General features: G+C 45.6%; 14 protein-coding genes and 1 pseudogene. 12 read left to right on the top strand and 3 right to left on the bottom strand.

Annotated features, from left to right (window positions below; all coding sequences use genetic code 11):
• The first annotated feature begins 4 nt into the window (after positions 1-4).
• From C7R93_RS02500 to C7R93_RS02485, 4 genes are all read left to right on the top strand, one after another.
• A complete protein-coding gene (locus tag C7R93_RS02500; RefSeq protein WP_106837317.1) occupies positions 5-3,472 on the top strand; it encodes a DUF4132 domain-containing protein in 3,468 nt (1,155 codons plus the stop codon).
• Positions 3,473-3,474: 2 nt separating this feature from the next.
• Positions 3,475-5,133 carry a hypothetical protein gene (locus tag C7R93_RS02495; RefSeq protein ID WP_106837316.1) on the top strand — a complete coding sequence of 553 codons (1,659 nt, stop codon included), beginning with the start codon at positions 3,475-3,477 and terminating at the stop codon, positions 5,131-5,133.
• 24 nt (positions 5,134-5,157) lie between these two features.
• Complete coding sequence (locus tag C7R93_RS02490) at positions 5,158-5,448, top strand: hypothetical protein (RefSeq protein WP_106837315.1); 291 nt, start codon at positions 5,158-5,160, stop codon at positions 5,446-5,448.
• Positions 5,449-5,595: 147 nt separating this feature from the next.
• Entirely contained in the window at positions 5,596-7,536 is a 1,941-nt protein-coding gene (locus tag C7R93_RS02485; protein WP_106837314.1) for an AraC family transcriptional regulator, read from the top strand.
• 165 nt (positions 7,537-7,701) lie between these two features.
• Here C7R93_RS02485 and C7R93_RS02480 read toward each other — a convergent pair whose 3' ends face one another.
• On the bottom strand, positions 7,702-8,625 hold the full coding sequence (locus tag C7R93_RS02480) for a LysR family transcriptional regulator (protein ID WP_106837313.1): 924 nt from the start codon (positions 8,623-8,625) through the stop codon (positions 7,702-7,704).
• 133 nt (positions 8,626-8,758) lie between these two features.
• Between C7R93_RS02480 and C7R93_RS02475 the strand changes: the two genes are divergently transcribed.
• From C7R93_RS02475 to C7R93_RS02450, 6 genes are all read left to right on the top strand, one after another.
• The gene (locus tag C7R93_RS02475; RefSeq protein WP_106837312.1) at positions 8,759-9,805 is read left to right on the top strand and encodes a 2,3-butanediol dehydrogenase; all 1,047 of its coding nucleotides are present in this window, start codon (positions 8,759-8,761) and stop codon (positions 9,803-9,805) included.
• 176 nt (positions 9,806-9,981) lie between these two features.
• Positions 9,982-11,559 carry a glutathione ABC transporter substrate-binding protein gene (locus tag C7R93_RS02470; RefSeq protein ID WP_106837311.1) on the top strand — a complete coding sequence of 526 codons (1,578 nt, stop codon included), beginning with the start codon at positions 9,982-9,984 and terminating at the stop codon, positions 11,557-11,559.
• Between the two features lie 248 nt (positions 11,560-11,807).
• Positions 11,808-12,212: an IS200/IS605 family transposase gene (tnpA, locus tag C7R93_RS02465; RefSeq protein WP_425266725.1), complete on the top strand. Its 405-nt coding sequence runs from the start codon at positions 11,808-11,810 to the stop codon at positions 12,210-12,212.
• A 2-nt stretch (positions 12,213-12,214) separates the two neighbouring features.
• Complete coding sequence (tnpB, locus tag C7R93_RS02460) at positions 12,215-13,306, top strand: IS200/IS605 family element RNA-guided endonuclease TnpB (protein WP_106837309.1); 1,092 nt, start codon at positions 12,215-12,217, stop codon at positions 13,304-13,306.
• Positions 13,307-13,442: 136 nt separating this feature from the next.
• The gene (ybaK, locus tag C7R93_RS02455; RefSeq protein WP_106837308.1) at positions 13,443-13,928 is read left to right on the top strand and encodes a Cys-tRNA(Pro) deacylase; all 486 of its coding nucleotides are present in this window, start codon (positions 13,443-13,445) and stop codon (positions 13,926-13,928) included.
• Positions 13,929-14,070: 142 nt separating this feature from the next.
• A complete protein-coding gene (locus C7R93_RS02450) occupies positions 14,071-14,622 on the top strand; it encodes a dihydrofolate reductase family protein (protein WP_106837307.1) in 552 nt (183 codons plus the stop codon).
• A 79-nt stretch (positions 14,623-14,701) separates the two neighbouring features.
• On the opposite strand, the gene C7R93_RS02445 is transcribed toward C7R93_RS02450, so the two are convergent.
• Positions 14,702-15,529, bottom strand: a complete 828-nt coding sequence (locus C7R93_RS02445) for a hypothetical protein (protein WP_106837306.1) — start codon at positions 15,527-15,529, stop codon at positions 14,702-14,704.
• A gap of 131 nt (positions 15,530-15,660) precedes the next feature.
• Between C7R93_RS02445 and C7R93_RS30530 the strand changes: the two genes are divergently transcribed.
• On the top strand, positions 15,661-15,963 hold the full coding sequence (locus C7R93_RS30530) for a hypothetical protein (RefSeq protein WP_244191431.1): 303 nt from the start codon (positions 15,661-15,663) through the stop codon (positions 15,961-15,963).
• Positions 15,852-16,430, top strand: a pseudogene (locus C7R93_RS02435) (ABC transporter substrate-binding protein); the annotation flags it as partial. The gene C7R93_RS30530 and the pseudogene C7R93_RS02435, both read left to right, overlap by 112 nt.
• Positions 16,431-16,722: 292 nt before the next feature.
• Here C7R93_RS02435 and C7R93_RS02425 read toward each other — a convergent pair.
• On the bottom strand, positions 16,723-17,160 hold the full coding sequence (locus C7R93_RS02425; RefSeq protein WP_106837305.1) for a VOC family protein: 438 nt from the start codon (positions 17,158-17,160) through the stop codon (positions 16,723-16,725).
• Positions 17,161-17,202 lie beyond the last annotated feature (42 nt).

Here is a 17,202-nt window from a genome sequence, read left to right as displayed (position 1 = left end):
AGGAATGGTTTTACGAAAGACAGACCTAAATCCGGTTACGAAGAAATTTGTGGAGGAGTTTATCAGTGCAAGTGATCGAAACAAGCATTTGTATGATCAAATCGCTGATTACGTTGCAGGTGACACAGACGAATGTCCGGCAATCACAGAGGACCCGCGATTTTACATCTATTCGGTTCGATCCGAATTTGACAAGCTGAAAAAACGCGGGGAGGAGCAGGCTTTCTATCGAGCAGCTGTACTGATCTACAAAGCAAGCAACCGTTTTTACGATAAGAAACACGTTTTGGATGAATGCATCCTGGACCAGATCGAATTGCAGAGTATGAAGGAAATCGATGAGGCTGACATCCGGGCAAAAGATCAGAAAGCATTGGAGGCCATGAGAAAAACGGCCGAGCATTTTGGTCCTGCGTTGTTTGGCGAATTTTTGTTAAAAGCTGCGGAGGATTATCACGTAAGCATCAGTCGTGATTACTCCTCGACATTTGAGCGGGCCAAATTTTTGCTATTCATTTCGTATGCGTACACGATATCTCCGAGCGTATTGGAAGCAGCAAAAGAAAAGCTGATGCCGATCTACTATTACCTGCTCACAGGTGATACGCGCGAATATATAAAAGAGCTGCATACCATTACAAAAGAAGTCGTGACTATGCAGTTTTCGAGTAACAATTTACTGACCAACGAGTCGTTGTACCCGTCGTTCGTCAAAGAGAAAAAGGCTGCGCTACGAGAAAAGTATTATCCTGAAGAGCAGGTCAAAGAAGGTTCCCTTTTGAACCAGAAGCATTTGAAGCGTTATATGGAGATGGTCATCAGCTTACTGTATTTCCGCATTCACGTCAAAGGCGGGATCAGTGCATTTTTGAAGAAGGAAGAGGAGATTGATCGGGAGCTGCTCGACACCTTGCAAATTCTTTTTGACATGTTCCCGCTGGATATCCTGTCTGAAGATAAGAGACTGTCTGGGCTCGTGCACATGGATGAGCCTTACGATCTACTGCTGGGACTACGCGAACATTTGCTATCCCCGCCGACGCTTTGGGAGCAGGTCAAACAGCTGGCGCTTGAAGATGTAACCAAATCCAGACGAGCGCTTGAGCTTGCTTCGATCCCGATGGTCAAAGGATTTTTATACAAAACGTTGGCGGCAGAAGGCGTGGATCTCTCCGAATTCCAACCTTCTTTGGAAGGGATTGTTCAAGACGCGCTGCGACGTGCGAAGGGCTCGACGAAGCTGGCGAACTATTTGGATGAAAAAGCTGTGCTGGAAGATGTGCTTGAGCATGTTCATCTGGAGGACGTACAACTGGTAAGACAGCAGATGATCCTGCTGAGCTTCTTGCCTGTGGACCATCCGTTTATTGCGCGTCTGATTCCGTTCATGTGCCAATACAAAGACAAGTCCAGTCGAAGAGTAGGCCATATGTGCTTCGCTCATGCCTTCCAGGATCGATTGATCGCCATTATTGATCATTATCAAAAGGATGAAGCTGTAGATATCCAGGCACTTTTCTATCAGATTTTGTCCATAAAGGAAATGCACTATTATTACACAGACGTCAATGAAGAGGTGTATCGTTCGTTGGTCGTAGCGAATCCGGATATGAGTCTGGCGCAATTTGACAAGCTGGATACGGAGCTTCGCGCGTTTGTGATGCAAACCCTATTAGCGGCAAAGGAGACACTGTCAGAAGAATTGCGCAACCAAGCGATTCTGCTCGGATTGTCTGACAGCTCGAAGAAAGTAAGCGGCCTCGGTGGTGCAGCGTTTCTTCAGGCCAAAGACAAGGAGCTTTATTTGCACGTCTATCAAACTGAGAAAAAAGCAAAGGTCAAGGAAATGGCGCTTGATGCGATTCGCTCCTTGGACAATAACAAGGAGATTTTCCAAGAGCTGTTGACAACAGAAAAGAGCAGCAAGTTTAAAACACTGCTGCAAACATTTATCGACGCCGAGGAGCAAGGGCCAGATGCGAGTTTGACCCATTTAGGCAACCTGACCGACAAGCGCAAGCTCACACGGATTAAATGGATGCCACTGGAGCGCATGCCAGTCCTTCGCGATCAAGATGGCAACGTGCTGGGGCAAGAAGTAATGGAATACATGCTAACGGCTTCGATCGATTTCCCGACAGCACCGAACCCGTTGGTGCTTGACTTGAAACCGTCTCTGCATGCGGCATCTGTTGCTGACTTTACAGTCGAAGCCTTGCGCTCATGGCTCGATAATGGAGCAGTCGCCAAAGAAAAATGGGTCATGCCGCTCTGCGTCGCCTTCGGAGATCGTCGCATAGTCGATACAATTGGTCAGTTAATTAAGGACTGGACAGATCATTCCCGCGGTGCTTTGGCGGCAGATGGCGTACGTGCCCTGTCGTTCTCGAATGATTTGACTGCGCTGCGTCTAATCGACCAGATCAAGCGAACGATCAAAAACAGGCAGGTCAAAACAGCAGCAGAAGAGGCACTCTCCATGGCGGCTGCGAATCAGAACATTTCCGCGATGGAACTGGAAGACAGACTGGTTACCACGCTCGGCTTCGATGAGTCCGGCAAGCAAGTGTTTGACTACGGCGATCGCACCTTCACGGTTAAGGTCAGCAATGAGCTGGAGCTGGAAGTCACGAACGACAGTACAGGAAAAGCAGTAAAAAATCTGCCTGCACCGTCCGCGAAAGACGATCAGGAGAAGGCTGAACAAGCGCGATTGACTTTTGCTCAATTGAAAAAAGACCTGAAAAACATGGTGAAAGTACAATCTCTTCGTCTGGAGGAGTCCCTTTCCAAATCGCGATATTGGTCAACGGCAGCATGGAAACGTCTCTTTGTGGAGAACGTGTTGATGCAAAAATTCGCAATCGGACTCATCTGGGGTGTATACGAGGACGGAAAGCTCACAGATACGTTCCGCTATATGGACGATGGGACATTTAACACCGTGGACGAGGATGAATATGAGTTGGCAGATGAGCAACTCATTGGCTTGATTCATCCATTGGAGCTCGACGAAGAGATGTTGAGCGGCTGGCGCACGCAGCTGGATGATTACGAGATTACGCAACCGTTTGAGCAGTTGAACCGGGAAGCGTTCCTGCGTACAGAAGAAGAATGCAAAGCAAATGAAGTGCTCCGCCTGCCAGATGAATCGTACTCACCTACCGCATTTGCAAAAATGATGGAGAAATTCGGCTGGGTCAAAGGAACGCCGCTTGATGCCGGTTATTATTACGAGTTTTACAAGCTGTATGACGGAATGGTGGCTGAGCTGAAAATCAATGGGGCGAGTATTTCGTATTGGGAAGGAATGGAGGATGTGAAGCTGGAAGCACTGGCTTTCTTTCCGAATAAAGATGCCGAGTACAAGCATTTTTACTTCAAACCAGTGGATCGGCTGAAGCTCACGGATATTCCAACACGCATTTTTAGCGAAACCGTCTATGATGTCATGCGTGCAGCAGGAAAATAACGATGGCGGATTTCACATCGGAATTTCATCGGTTTATCGCGCTGTGCAACGAAGAGTATCTGATCAAATACGCGAACAAAGGAATTTACAATCGTTCCATCAAGGAAATGGAAAAAGGACTCACCGTTACGTACGAGTTCAGGGACGATTACGTCGAGTGTGCGCTGTCTGATGACAGCGTATGCCGACTTCATGCGGATATTGATCGCTTTTCCTGCTCATGTCCATCTGACAAGATATGCAAGCATGTCATCATCGCCATCGTCTACTATGCCCAAAACCATTTGCAAGCAGGAGCAGAGGCTGACGATGAGTTGGAGACTTACAAGCCTGACTTTAGCTGGCTCTTGCAATTGCAGCCGGCTCACATTAGCAAGGCCTTTACCCCAGCGCAGCTAGAAGAAGCGCTGTTTCGCCTCGACTATTTCGAGGAGATGGAGGTCGTGGAAACATCCTTTTTAACCATGACATTGCGCACCCAAGATATATCCGTCTCTTTTGACAGTGATTCGGAGATCGGAAAGAGCATGTGCACCTGCAAGGCGAAAGGCAATTGCTTGCACAAGCTGGAGGTCATTTTGCGCTATCGGGCGCTGCATCAGCTACAGGATCGCGAGCAGTTACAAGCATCCGTAACTGATGTCAGCTATGATACCGATGTTGTAGCGGAAGCCAAAGCTCTAATCGCAGAGATTCTTGGCATCGGCTTGGCGAAGCTATCCCAGACGATTTGTACACGATTGGAGCTTCTTGCCATCGCCGCGCATAACGGGAATCTTCCCCGTGTGGAAAAGGATATTCGCGGCATTCATGGTGAACTGAACTTATTTTTTCAGCGTCATGTCAAGTTTTCAACGGAAGCGCTGCTCGACCGACTTTCCCAGGTGTATCTTGGCTTGCTTGCCCTAGAGAAGACCGATCAAACCGAAGCGAAAAAACAACTGCTCGGCAGCTTCAAGAGCAAGTACCATATGGTTCCGCAGTTAAGTCTGTATGCGTTGGGAGCAAATCCATGGGAGACGCGGTCAGGGTACAAGGGGATTACGTATTACTTTTATTCGCTTGATGATCAACGTATCTACACGTACACAGAAGCCCGCCCCGTGTATTATGAAGGCATTTCCTTTTCTTTTAAGGACAGCTATAAAGGCAAGGTTCCCTGGGGCGAGTTGATCTCCATGGAAGAGCTCTCTCATTCACAGGTCCTCCTGACACAAGCGAAGACGAATCGGGAGCAACGCTTGTCTTCCAGTGAAGAGACGCGGCTAACTATCGTGCCCAGAGACAATATTGAAGAGCTGGATCTCGGCAAGATTTTGGTCCACGACTGGTCAAGTGATTGGAAGGACGGAGCAGGCGACATGTTTGAAACCGCGTTGGACTCGGTTTTTGTATTGAAAGCGAAGAAGTTCAATCAAGTCGAATTCGATCAGAAAACGCAGCAGTTGATTTTGACGATCGAAGACGAGCAAGGTCATTCCCTCCATTTGAGCATCTCCTATCAGGGGGAATTCGCCCGTAATATACGTCATCTCGAACAAAGCAAACGATTGCTAGAGTTGCGCGATGTGTATTTGCTTGTGCAAAAGATAGGAGATGGGCTTTATCCGATCAGCATCATGCAGGGCAAATCGCTGACGAGCTTTAAATTGGACTTATAACGGTGAGGGAGTGGAGATAAGAATATGGAGGAGTTAAATTCCTTTACCGAAAAGCTGACGGAATGGCAGGAACGCTTGTTACTCAAAGGAATCCATAAACTTGACAAGCAAGATTTGCAGGAGTTGAAAAAGCTGCAAAATCTCGCGACAGAATACGATATGAGCTTCCTCGGCTCTCTAATAGAAGATCTACACGTGGAAGGCAATCGTTATTTGCAGGAAGTAAAAGCGGATGCGGAGTCGTTAACGCAGCAATATTTGTATGTGGTGCAGTACGTCAATATGATGAAAAAGCCATTGACTCGTTCCTCGTAATTCGGGTGCAGGAAAGGAAGAGAGATTCGTGAAGAGTCTCTCTTTTTTCTATGGGCTGTAGGAGTTAATTGACTGTGAGAATGATTATCAATAAAATAGAAGAAAGGTGAGGGATGGGCAACCAGAAGGAAATGGAGGATAGATGGGATGAGGCTAGAAGACTTCGCTCTATACTGGAATTATGCCACAATCAAAATTATAGATATTCGTAAGCAGTATCAACATGGAGGCGAAAAACTGGCTTCGTATCGGTTGCCGACGAGTGGGTTTATCTACAGCACGAAGGGGAGTGCTCAGATTTATTTGGACGGAATGAATGTTGACGTCAAACCGTTTTCGGTCTTGCATGCGGGCAAGGGTACTCGCTTGGACATTCATTTGACCGCGGAGGAATTCTCTTATTATCTCATCTTGTATAAGGCTGTCGTGTCGTTTCCTTGGCCATGGCGAAATGATCGTGTCATTATACGGGAAGAAGCAAGCGCTTTTCATCGAATCTATCAGTTGAAGCCCGATAATCCATTGGAGATGTTTGACCTCGTTCATCAGATTTACGAGGAATGGCAATGCACAAGCCAATTGCAAAAGTTCCATGTGAAGGCGCTTTTTCAGCTGTTCGTTTATCAGATCTTGCGACAATTGCATGTGCAAACAGGCCATACAGATAAGCCCGATGTGGTCGAGCTTGTCATTTCCCATATACATTCTCACTACCAAGAACCACTTACGCTTGATTCACTTGCGCAGCATTTTGGGTACAGTGCCAAGAATTTATCCAGACTCTTTAAAAAACAGACGGGTAACAGCTTAATCGACTTCGTGATCCAAGTGAGAATTCAAAAGGCCAAAGAGCTATTACTCCATACAGAAGCACCGATCCAAGATATTGCTGAAAAAATAGGTTATACGGACAGGTTATACTTCACGCGAATCTTTAAAAAGCTGACGGGAACTTCACCCGGACACTTCAGACAGCGAGGTGCATGGGAGATGGATACGGAAAATCGTCCATACAGATCGCGTGGATTGTCCATTGTTATGACGGGTACCCGACGGTATAGTAATGATGATTATGAGAATCGTTATCGTTATGATGGAGAGGAAGATTCATCCATGTACAGTCGCAAAGTGCCCATGGTGGCTACCTTATTGTTTTGCTTTGCACTCGTATTGAGTGCATGTACCACGAGCTCAACTACAACCAGCACTACGGGAGTCGGGCAAGCAGTTCAACAAACGGATACAGTTGAAAACAACAACCTGACCCGAAAAATCTCGACCATAAAAGGGGAAATCGAGATCCCGGCAGACCCGAAGCGAATTATCGTCGATCTGTATTTGGGAAGCTTCATTGCCTTGAATGTAAAACCAATTGGAACTCCAGAGCTGAATCTAAAAAATCCGTACTTCGCAGAGGCTTTGGCTGGCGTAGAGAATATCGGAGAGTACGAAAACATCTCGCTGGAAAAAATGCTTGAGCTACAACCAGACTTAATCGTCACGGGAAATGAAGCAGCCTATGAGCAGTATAAAAAAATCGCGCCTACGGTAGTCGTTCCCTTTGGTGAATTGAAGAACGTGCATGAAGAGATCACCTTTGTCGGAAAACTGTTGGGGAAAGAAAAAGAGGCAACAGCTTGGTTGGCTGAGTACGATCAGCGTATCGCTAGTGCCCGAGAGAAGGTTGCAAAGGCAGTGCCAGCAGACGCTACGTTCTCTATCATGCAGGATTGGGGTAAGAACACAGGCGTGTTTGGGGATAATTTTGGAAGAGGTGGACAAGCCGTTTATTCAGCGCTAGGATACAAGCCACCTGTAGGGGTAGCCAAAGAGATTATGGAGCAACAGTCCGTTGAAGTATCGGGCGAGGTTCTGCCTACTTTTGCTGGCGATTACATCATCCTGACATCCGAAGACCGAACCTTGTCCGATCTGCAGGCTGACCCTATTTGGGGAACACTCGATGCTGTGAAAAATAATCGCGTGTACATCTGGAAAAAAGATAAATCGTGGTATTTCGATCCAATTGCAACCTTATCGCAAACAGAGGAGCTAGCTGATTGGCTGGTGAGCACACAGAAGAAATAGAGTAAAGCTAGAGCAAGCTTCGGAATATGATTTATACGAAAGGCCGTTACTATGATGAATACCTGTATGGTCTGTTAAAAAGTGAATTTGTCAGATAGAAGGAACACGCTCCTATCGAACGGATAAAAGCCGCAGAAGAAACAGGTCTTCTGCGGTTTTTGTGTCTTACGAGTGTACGTTTGGCATTTTACTCATTTCATACTGAAAACGATTAACAAACAGCTCTGCAATTCGATTGACGTGATTCACTTCCGCACGCAAAAAACCAAAGAGAATGGGACGCTGGGGCATATCGAGCTCAACAGTAACGATTTCATTCATTGGACTTCGCATGTACGAGTTAAGAGAAAAGGAATAGTCGTGTCCGACTGAAATAGCCATTTGCCGAATCAATGCAACGCGAATTGCGTCTGTATGATTGGTTCGAAATAAGATGGAAGTCGAGCCGAACATGTGAGTAAGCTCGTCGATAAATTGATCGATAAATTCGTCATTTAATAAAACAAAAGACTGGTCACGAAGCTCTTCTATGGTCACGATCTTTTTCGCTGCGAGTGGGGAATGCTTGCTCATGGCAAGTACAAGACGACCTTTCGAAAAGGGCTGAAAAAATAAGCCGTTGTTTTTGTATCGCTCGTCGTCCTCATACATGGCAATCAAGCCCAGATCCGTTCGTCGATTCCGTATGTCCTTGACGATGTCCATCGAAGCTTTTTCCGAAAGTTCAAATTCGATGTCAGGATAGACAGCTTTCATGGTGGAAACGGCTTGCACGAGCAGGGGCATCGCTCCTGGTAAGACTGAGAGTCTCAAATGACCGCGCAATGCTTCCGTTTGATACGTGGCCTCTTCTTTTATATCTTGAACGGTATCCAAGATGTGCTGACATTTCTCAAGAATCGAGGAAGCTTCCTGTGTAGGGATGGCTCCTAACCGAGAGCGTATAAACAGCTTCATTCCGAGCTCATCCTCAAGGCGTGTAATGGCTTGACTGATGGTAGACTGCGTGACGAGCAAATTTTCCGATGCAATGGAAATCGATTTGGTTTTCGCGACTTCCACGACATAGACGAGCTGATCGATATTCATGTATCATGTCTCTTTTCTATTAATTTTCTTAAAGTTAACTGTAATTTATATTAATATATTTTAGGAAAAAAGAGGAGTACACTATACCATGCAAGCAGTTTCATAGTCTATGTAACGAGGAGATGCATGATAGATGAAAGCAGCCATATGGCATGGAAAAAAAGATGTACGTGTCGAAGAGGCAGCGCTGCCGGTCATTTCAGCGGGAAAAGTCATGATCCAAACAGCATGGGCGGGTATTTGCGGCAGCGACCTGCATGCCTACCATCATGGTATGGGAATTCCGGTAGAACATGTTCACCCATTGACCGGACAAAAGGCACCTATGACGATGGGGCATGAATTCTCGGGGATTGTAACAGAAGTCGGGGAAGGAGTAACGGGCATCCAACCCGGAGATCGCGTAGCCATTGAGCCTTTGGTTTATTGTGGCGAATGTGAGTATTGCAAAAAAGGACATTATAACCAATGCTTGTCCGTCGGATTTATTGGTCTTCATGCGAATGGCGGCTTTGCTGAGTATGTGGTTGTTGAGCCGAAAATGGTTCACAAGCTACCTGAGAATGTCACTTTGGAAGAAGGCGCCTTGGTAGAACCGGCTGCCGTTGCTTTGCATGCTGTACGGGAGAGTAAGCTACAGGTAGGAGATAAGGTAGCTGTTTTTGGAGCAGGTCCTATTGGACTACTCACCGTTCTTGCTGCCAAAGCGGCAGGTGCATCTGAGATCGTCGTCGTTGATGTTTCGCAGGAGCGATTGGAAAAGGCAAAAGTAATCGGAGCTTCTCATATTGTCAATGCTGCGGAGGTTGACACGGTTTCAACCATCTTGGCTCTTACTGACGGTATTGATGTTGCCTATGAAGCTGCAGGTGCACAGCCTACTTTCACCAACGCGCTTTCTGTCACCAAAAAAGGCGGACAGGTCATGGTGATCGCAGCCTTTGCCAAACCAGTAGAGATTGACTTGTTTCAAATGATGGTGAAAGAAACAAGTGTTGCGGCTACCCTGGCTTATCGACACATCTACCCGGAGGTCATTCGCCTGATTGCTTCCAAACAAATGGATGTGGCGCAGGTCATCACGAAGAAAATCGATCTCGCGAACATTGTCGAGGAAGGCTTTGAGCTTTTGTTGACAGATAAAACCCAAGCGAAGATTTTGGTAAACACCAACGGATAAAGAAACGGTTGGATAGATGGCTCTCTCCTTATTACAGGAGAGAGTTTTTTGTTTATATATAAAGTTGTAAAGAAACTGAAAATAAAGGTAAACAAACTGAAAAAATAATGACTGAATATTATCTAAAATAAAATATGTTTGAATGCTAAAACATTGCCAAGAATGGGGGAACACAGATGAAAAAGAAGAGCTTTTATCACACGCTGATTGCCATGACAATCGCGGTATCTGCGGCTTTGGCAGGATGTTCGTCGGGGCAGGATACGTCCACTAGTGGTGGACAAGCAGGGGGGACTGCGGAGGCTGGCAAAACAGGAGGAACCCTCGTCATCGCTCGTCTGTCCGATGCGAACAACCTAGACCCGCATTTCCTGTCCCAAATCCCTTCGGCAGCCATCGTTCATCACAAAGTATACGAAGGGCTTGTCCGAATGGATAAAGAAAGCAAATATGTCCCATCTCTAGCAAGTGAGTGGAAGCAGCTCGATGACTTGACGTGGGAGTTCAAGCTACGTCAAGGCGTGACGTTCCATGATGGCGCACCTTTCAATGCGGAAGCGGTAAAGGCAACGATCGCTCGCGTTCAGGACCCTGCCGTTGGCTCCAGCCGGATTAACATGTTTGAAGCAATCAAAGAAGTGAAAGTGGTTGATGAGTACACCGTACAGTTTCTTCTGAATTACCCGTACGCACCACTTTTGTCCGTTTTAGCGAGCGCAGAGGGAAGCATCATCAGCCCGAAAGCCATTGAGCAATATGGAAAAGATTTGAGCAAGAATCCAACTGGTACGGGCCCGTACAAATTCGAAAAATGGACGCCTGGCCAAGAAGTTGTTCTCGTGAGAAACGATAACTACTATGGCGGTACACCGAATCTGGATAAAGTCGTCTTCAAAACCGTACCGGAAGACACGACTCGCCTGGCAATGGTTGAAACTGGTGAAGCACAAGTTGCGGAGAACTTGCCTGTGACGGACATCGATCGCGTGCAAAATTCTCCGTCGATGCAGTTAGGACGATACCCTGGCTTCTCTGTCGATCACATCGGATTGAATACGAAGAAAAAGCCATTTGACGATGTGCGTGTCCGCCAAGCCATTGCCCATGCTATCGACAAGAAGACCATTATTGAAGGTGTTTACAACAGCGTGGGAACACCTGCAAACTCCTCGATTTCACCGTCAATGGTTGGATACAGCCCGAATGTAGAAGACATTCAGTATGACATCGAGAAAGCGAAGCAATTGCTCGCAGAAGCGGGTTATCCGAACGGATTCAAAGCAAAAATTGCCTTGAATGACAATAAGGCGCGGATTAGCGTAGCGGAAGTACTGCAACAGCAACTGAAGCCGATCGGCATCGATTTGCAACTGGATGTCATGGAATTCGGGGCGTATATCGAAGCAGCATCCAAAGGGGAGACAGACCTGTTCATGAGTGGCTGGGGGAATGCTACAGGCGATGCCGATTACAACCAAGCGAACCTGTATCACTCGAAAGCACATGGCGCACCAGGAAATCATTCCTTCTACAACAATCCGGAAGTGGACAAGCTGATCGATGAAGGACGTAGAGAAACAGACCCGGAAAAACGGAAGCAACTCTATGAAAAAGCACAACAAATCGAAATGAACGAATCTCCGCTCATTCCATTCCGATTCTCCGAGAACTTAGCGGCGATTCAAAAGAATGTACAGGGTGTATGGATTAGCCCTGCAGGCCATATCGAGATTGACGAAGTAACGATTCAATAATACGAGGCGCCGCTGACATGCTTGTGTCAGTGGCGTTTTTTTGTTGAAAAGTAGGACACCATCCCCTAAGATAGATTATCACTCGTGCCGTAAAACCCCTTGCTTTAGCTATGGGGATATAAGGCACTTTGCTCTGCATCCCCTGTAGGGGTGCTAAGAGTAAACAATAATAGTTTATTTTTGTCGATCTCCGTTAGCTATGTCTTCTCTATCTACCGAAATGGTATAATTAACCATAGGTGATGGTTTTGAGTAGATCAGTGGAAAGTAACCACAATGTCGTATTTGACTGTAAATATCACGTTGTTTTTTGTCCGAAGTATCGTAAAAAGGTTTTGAAAGAGCCAGTAGACATTCGATTAAAAGAGTTGTTTCTTGAAAAGGCAGTGGAACTACGTGCGGAAGTTGTTGAAATGGACATCATGCCTGATCATGTTCATTTGCTCATCAAATACGATCCGCAATTCGGAATCCACCGAGTCGTAAAACATTTGAAGGGCTATACATCCAGAGTGTTGCGGATGGAATTTAGACATCTCAAAAGCAGACTTCCCTCGCTATGGACAAACTCCTACTTTGTTGCAACGGTTGGCACGGTGCAACTCGATGTGATTAAGAAATACATGGAGTCTCAAAAAGAAAGGAATGATTGAACTTGCATAGAGCCTACAAATTCCGTTTGTATCCAAACAAAGAACAAGCAACACTCATCAACAAGACAATTGGATGTGCTCGCTTTGTATTCAATCACTTTCTTGCGAAACGAAAAGATGCTTACGAACAAGAAAACAAAACGCTGAATTACAACGACTGTTCTGCTTTGCTCACGCAACTAAAAAAAGAAATCGAATGGTTGAAAGAAGTGGACTCCACTGCCCAGCAATCAACCTTAAAAGATTTGGACTCCTCCTACAAAAAGTTTTTCAAAGAGAAAAAAGGCTATCCCAAATTCAAGAGCAAGAAGAACCCAAAGCAATCCTATACATACAAGATGAACATCAAAATAGAAGGGAATCGCATCAAACTTCCTAAGCTGGGATTGGTATCGTTTGCTAAATCCAGAGAAGTTGAAGGGCGAATCCTATCGGCTACGATTAGATGTAATCCTTCAGGTAAATACTTTGTGTCCGTATTGTGTGAAACAGAGAGTAAATTACTCCCAAAAGTAGAACAAACAGTTGGGATTGACCTTGGGATCAAGGATTTCGCCATTCTCTCTACTGGTGAGAAGGTGGCAAATCCCAAATACTATCGCAAGTATGAAAAACAACTGGCGAAGTGGCAACGGATTCAATCTCGTAGACAAAAAGGCAGCAACAACCGGAACAAGGCGCGTATCAAAGTAGCTCGACTCCACGAAAAAATTGCAAAAACCCGTAACGATTTCCTACACAAGCTGTCAACCAAGCTGATCAACGAAAGCCAAGTGATCTGTTTGGAGGACTTGCAAGTGGAAAATATGGTCAAAAATCACAAGTTAGCCAAATCCATTGCAGATGCTTCGTGGTCGATGTTTCGTACGATTCTGGAGTATAAGGCAGAATGGTATGGAAGAAATGTCTCCATTGTTGGAAAACAATTTCCTTCAAGCCAGCTCTGCTCAACTCCAAACTGTGGATACCGCAACAAAGAAGTGAAAAGTCTCAACTTGCGCAGTTGGATATGCCCGCACTGTAGCGTACAACATGATCGTGACCAAAACGCTGCTATCAATATTGAGCAAGAAGGACTTCGATTGTTGGCGTAGTTAACTAAACTGTGGGACACACAGGGATAGCTTGGTAAAATTCACTCCGTTAGGAGTGACTACCCAAGAATCCCCTGTCTTTAGGCATGGGGAGTGTCAAATTTTGTTGACTAGCGTGTAGTGGAGGTGGAATAGTGTGAAGCAAGGAAAAACGAATGCGATGCGGATATTGGACAAAGAAAAAATCGCATACACCATGCTGACGTATGCAACTGATGATGGGAAAATCGATGGGATCGCTGTCGCCCAAAAGATTGGTCGCGAAGAGAACGTTGTCTATAAAACACTGATTTCGCAAGGGACGAGCAAATCGTACTATGTGTTTGTCATTCCGGTTGAAGCAGAGCTTGATCTCAAAAAAGCGGCGAAAGCAGTCGGCGAGAAGAAAATAGAGATGATTCCCGTGAAGGAGATCACCAAGGTATCTGGCTATATTCGTGGCGGATGTTCGCCAGTTGGGATGAAGAAATTGTTTCCGACCGTGATTGATCAAAAAGCGGAAGCGCTTGATACGATTATTGTCAGTGGCGGAAACATTGGGGTGCAAATCGAGCTTACTCCCGAGAACTTGCTACGCACAACGAAAGGCACGCTAGCGGATGTTATTGATCAGCTAGTGTAAAACACACATAAACCCGCTAACTTCCTCAATCGGTCAGAAGTTGGCGGGTTTCGTTTTTGCCTTTTCTGTAATTAATATGACACAGGGTGACATATATAAAGGTCTAGTATGGGTGATAGATCAACGAAAGGAGTGACAAATCATGAAACGAAGAATCATTTTAGATTTAGCAGTTACTTTAGATGGTTTTATTGAAGGGAAAAACGGAGAAGTTGATTGGTGCATGATGGACTCTGAGATGGGGTTTATTGATTTCTTAAATCAAATTGATACGATTTTATATGGAAGAAAAAGTTATGATTTATGGGGACAATTTACTCCAGACAATGAACATACGGATACTGAAAAAGAAATGTGGGAAATTGTTCATCGTAAAGAAAAATACGTATTTTCCAAGACGCAAAAAGGGACTGATCATAAAGCAATATTCATAAATGATCATATTCTTGAAGAAGTAAATCAATTAAAGAATAAGCCTGGTAAAGACATCTGGCTATATGGTGGAGCAAGTCTTATCACAACTTTTATCCATTTAGGGCTTATTGATGAATATAGATTATCTGTTCACCCTGTTATTTTGGGAGAAGGAAAACCGTTGTTTATTGATTTAAAAAAGAGGTTGGATTTAAAAATGGTGAAAACAAGAACGTTCTCTTCTGGTGTTGTGCAACTCATCTATCATTGGAATGGTTAGATCGTTCAATCCAAACAGCGGTGAGTCTAAGACTATCTTTTCAGGTCTTAGGTCGCCGCTGTTTTATTTATCAGGCAGTCTAGAATTCACTAAGTAACTCTGTCCAAATCAGCATCGGGGAGTCACACGAGCAACAGTTCATTTCTCCTGCAAGATAGGGAAGGTGGGCAAGCAGCAAAGGTTCATCGATTTCGCATACCTGCCGAAATAACGCCTGGTACCGAGTGTCCTGTGTAGACGTCTGACTGTTAGGATTGATGGCGAATGGCTTGGCTATGCCGTGAGATACCGGGTCTTCCTCGTAGGCATATAAGCAACTCTTCTCCTCGTCCGGCCATAAATAGAGGGAAGTATCGCAGGTTGGACAGACGATCACATATTCATCTCCCTCCAAATAGGTGAGAAGCATACTGGCAATGTCTTTATCACCTCGAAAGGCAGCGTCCGCCGCTAATACGTAGCGCTTTTCTCCAGCCTGTTCTTCCGATTGTACCGATTGAAAGAGTGCTTCTGTCAGCTTGCTCAAGGATTGAATGGCACGATGATATTCACGGTAAATCTCTTGGATAGTGTCTGGCTCTAATTGAGTTTGCTCTCGTAAAAACTCCAAAGGTAAGTCTACCTGAGGCGCATTGGGGTTATTCGCTTCGAAAATCCCGCAGGTCACGAAGATATCCAACAAAATGTCAGGCCTTTTTGTTTTCAGCGCGATCTCTACTAAATAGGGGACCGCAGCATATGTACATGGATAAATTGTATTTTGATGATACAGAAGCTCCCAATACAACTCTTCTTTTTCTTCGGAAAAATAGTCATGCTGAATATGCTGGATGAGAGCAGGGACGCGATCGGAAAAACCATATGGACCTTGTAGCTTTTCCCAAGCAGGACTTGCTAAATCTAGCATCGAAACATCACCTCTCTTGCTGAAATGTGCCACTCTTGCCATTATCATAGTAAAATTTTCCTCGATCCGCTATACCCTCCGACTATACATTTTACCGACAACAGAGCATCTCTCTTTCTACGAAAAGACCCATGGTAGAGCTTAATTTTTGTTTAAAAGGGGAAAGAGGGATCTGCGTACAAGGAAAAGAGCACCAATTGCTGCCAGGACTTTGCTCGCTGCAATTCATGTCAGAAGTGGAAGCGAGGTTTGAATACGGTGAAAATGAGCCGTTCCACATGCTTGGCATCGGCATTCCAGTGTCAACCTTCCATCATTTCATGTCATTATTGCCGCTGATGACATGCGCGACCAATACGAAAAACTATCGCAAATTGCACCGACTGTCATCTTGCCTCAAGCTGGGGATTGGCGTGAAACCCTTCAACAAATAGCAGCTATTATTGGAAAAGAGGAGAAGTCTGCGAATGTGCTAGCCGAGTTTGATCGAAAATCGGCGGCATACAAAGAACAGCTCGCCTTTCGCAATCAGGAGTCAGTCATGTTCGTGATGTACAGAGGGAAAGAGCAGTTCGTTACGTGGAACGATGGACGTTTTGATCCATTTTATGATGGCCTTGGCTTGAAACGAACAGAAGGCGCCAATGAAAATGGGCAGCTCTCATTGGAGAGCCTCGCTCAGCTAAATCCAGACCATCTGTTCGTGATCAATAATTGGCAAACGCCGATCGAAGGCGGTGTGAAAGAGGCCCTGAAAGGTAGCAACGTCTGGAATAGCTTGAACGCCGTCAAAAACAACCGAGTCTATGATTTGGCAGACCCTTCGTTACCTGGACCGATGGCTCTTGCAAAAATAGACGGGATTGAAGAAATCATGAAAGCAATGGGAAAGCAAAAATAACGGGTACGATGATTCACCTTCATAGCAGCCACTCGAAAGACAACCCTCTTTCTTGGAATCGGTAAGCAACTAAAGGAGATCCATACGTAATGAAATCAGACCGTATAAAATTCCCGGCGGGATTTTGGGCGGGAATACCCAAGCCAGAACTCGGCATTGATTCCCCGATCATACGCTTCTTGGTGGTGTCACCGAAAGCGAGAGGCCATGGTATGTGAAAAGCTACTGGCTGCGACTGAAGGAAGATACACAAAAGTCCTGATGCATCTGTTCATCAGGACTTTTTTCTCCCTTACTCTGTTTGGAAGGAACCAAGAATCTCTAGGTAGTGTGAATTGTACATGATGCCGAGGACATTCCCAAATGGATCAAGGACAGAAGCCGTTATGAATCCGGCCCCGCGTTGGATCAGGGGTTCGTACTCTTTTGCTCCCATGGATAACAGCTTCTCCAGTACGGATTCGATATCGTCGACGTGCCAGTACATCACAGCGCCACCCGGACCAGGTATTGCAGCAGCAGGTGCAAAGCGGCGATCAATGAGGCCGAGTTCGTGCTGGTAGTCTCCAATGCGAAACTCGACATAGGCGAGCTGTCCATCCGGTCCAGACCGCTCGAAGTATGGCCCAATGCCCAGTAGTTCCGTGTACCACTTTTTTGCCGCCTGCACATCATCTGCCCAATAACTGATCGTAGCAAAGCCCCGCAAGGTTTGGTTGAGATTCTTCATCGAAGTTCCTCCTTCAAATGGATGATACTTCTGATTATAAGA

Origin of the sequence: Brevibacillus fortis, assembly GCF_003013395.1 — a bacterium.
Lineage (GTDB): Bacteria > Bacillota > Bacilli > Brevibacillales > Brevibacillaceae > Brevibacillus > Brevibacillus fortis.
This window is presented reverse-complemented; position numbering and strand designations above follow the sequence as displayed.

What these genes read in the sequence shown, in the direction of transcription:
- C7R93_RS02495 (WP_106837316.1), top strand. Translation starts at nt 3,475, where the DNA reads ATGGCGGATTTCACATCGGAATTTCATCGGTTTATCGCGCTGTGCAAC.
- C7R93_RS02450 (WP_106837307.1), top strand. Translation starts at nt 14,071, where the DNA reads ATGAAACGAAGAATCATTTTAGATTTAGCAGTTACTTTAGATGGTTTT.
- C7R93_RS02445 (WP_106837306.1), bottom strand. Translation starts at nt 15,529, where the DNA reads ATGCTAGATTTAGCAAGTCCTGCTTGGGAAAAGCTACAAGGTCCATAT.
- C7R93_RS02470 (WP_106837311.1), top strand. Translation starts at nt 9,982, where the DNA reads ATGAAAAAGAAGAGCTTTTATCACACGCTGATTGCCATGACAATCGCG.
- C7R93_RS02480 (WP_106837313.1), bottom strand. Translation starts at nt 8,625, where the DNA reads ATGAATATCGATCAGCTCGTCTATGTCGTGGAAGTCGCGAAAACCAAA.
- C7R93_RS02475 (WP_106837312.1), top strand. Translation starts at nt 8,759, where the DNA reads ATGAAAGCAGCCATATGGCATGGAAAAAAAGATGTACGTGTCGAAGAG.
- C7R93_RS02500 (WP_106837317.1), top strand. Translation starts at nt 5, where the DNA reads ATGGTTTTACGAAAGACAGACCTAAATCCGGTTACGAAGAAATTTGTG.
- C7R93_RS02490 (WP_106837315.1), top strand. Translation starts at nt 5,158, where the DNA reads ATGGAGGAGTTAAATTCCTTTACCGAAAAGCTGACGGAATGGCAGGAA.
- C7R93_RS30530 (WP_244191431.1), top strand. Translation starts at nt 15,661, where the DNA reads ATGGTAGAGCTTAATTTTTGTTTAAAAGGGGAAAGAGGGATCTGCGTA.
- C7R93_RS02485 (WP_106837314.1), top strand. Translation starts at nt 5,596, where the DNA reads ATGAGGCTAGAAGACTTCGCTCTATACTGGAATTATGCCACAATCAAA.
- C7R93_RS02425 (WP_106837305.1), bottom strand. Translation starts at nt 17,160, where the DNA reads ATGAAGAATCTCAACCAAACCTTGCGGGGCTTTGCTACGATCAGTTAT.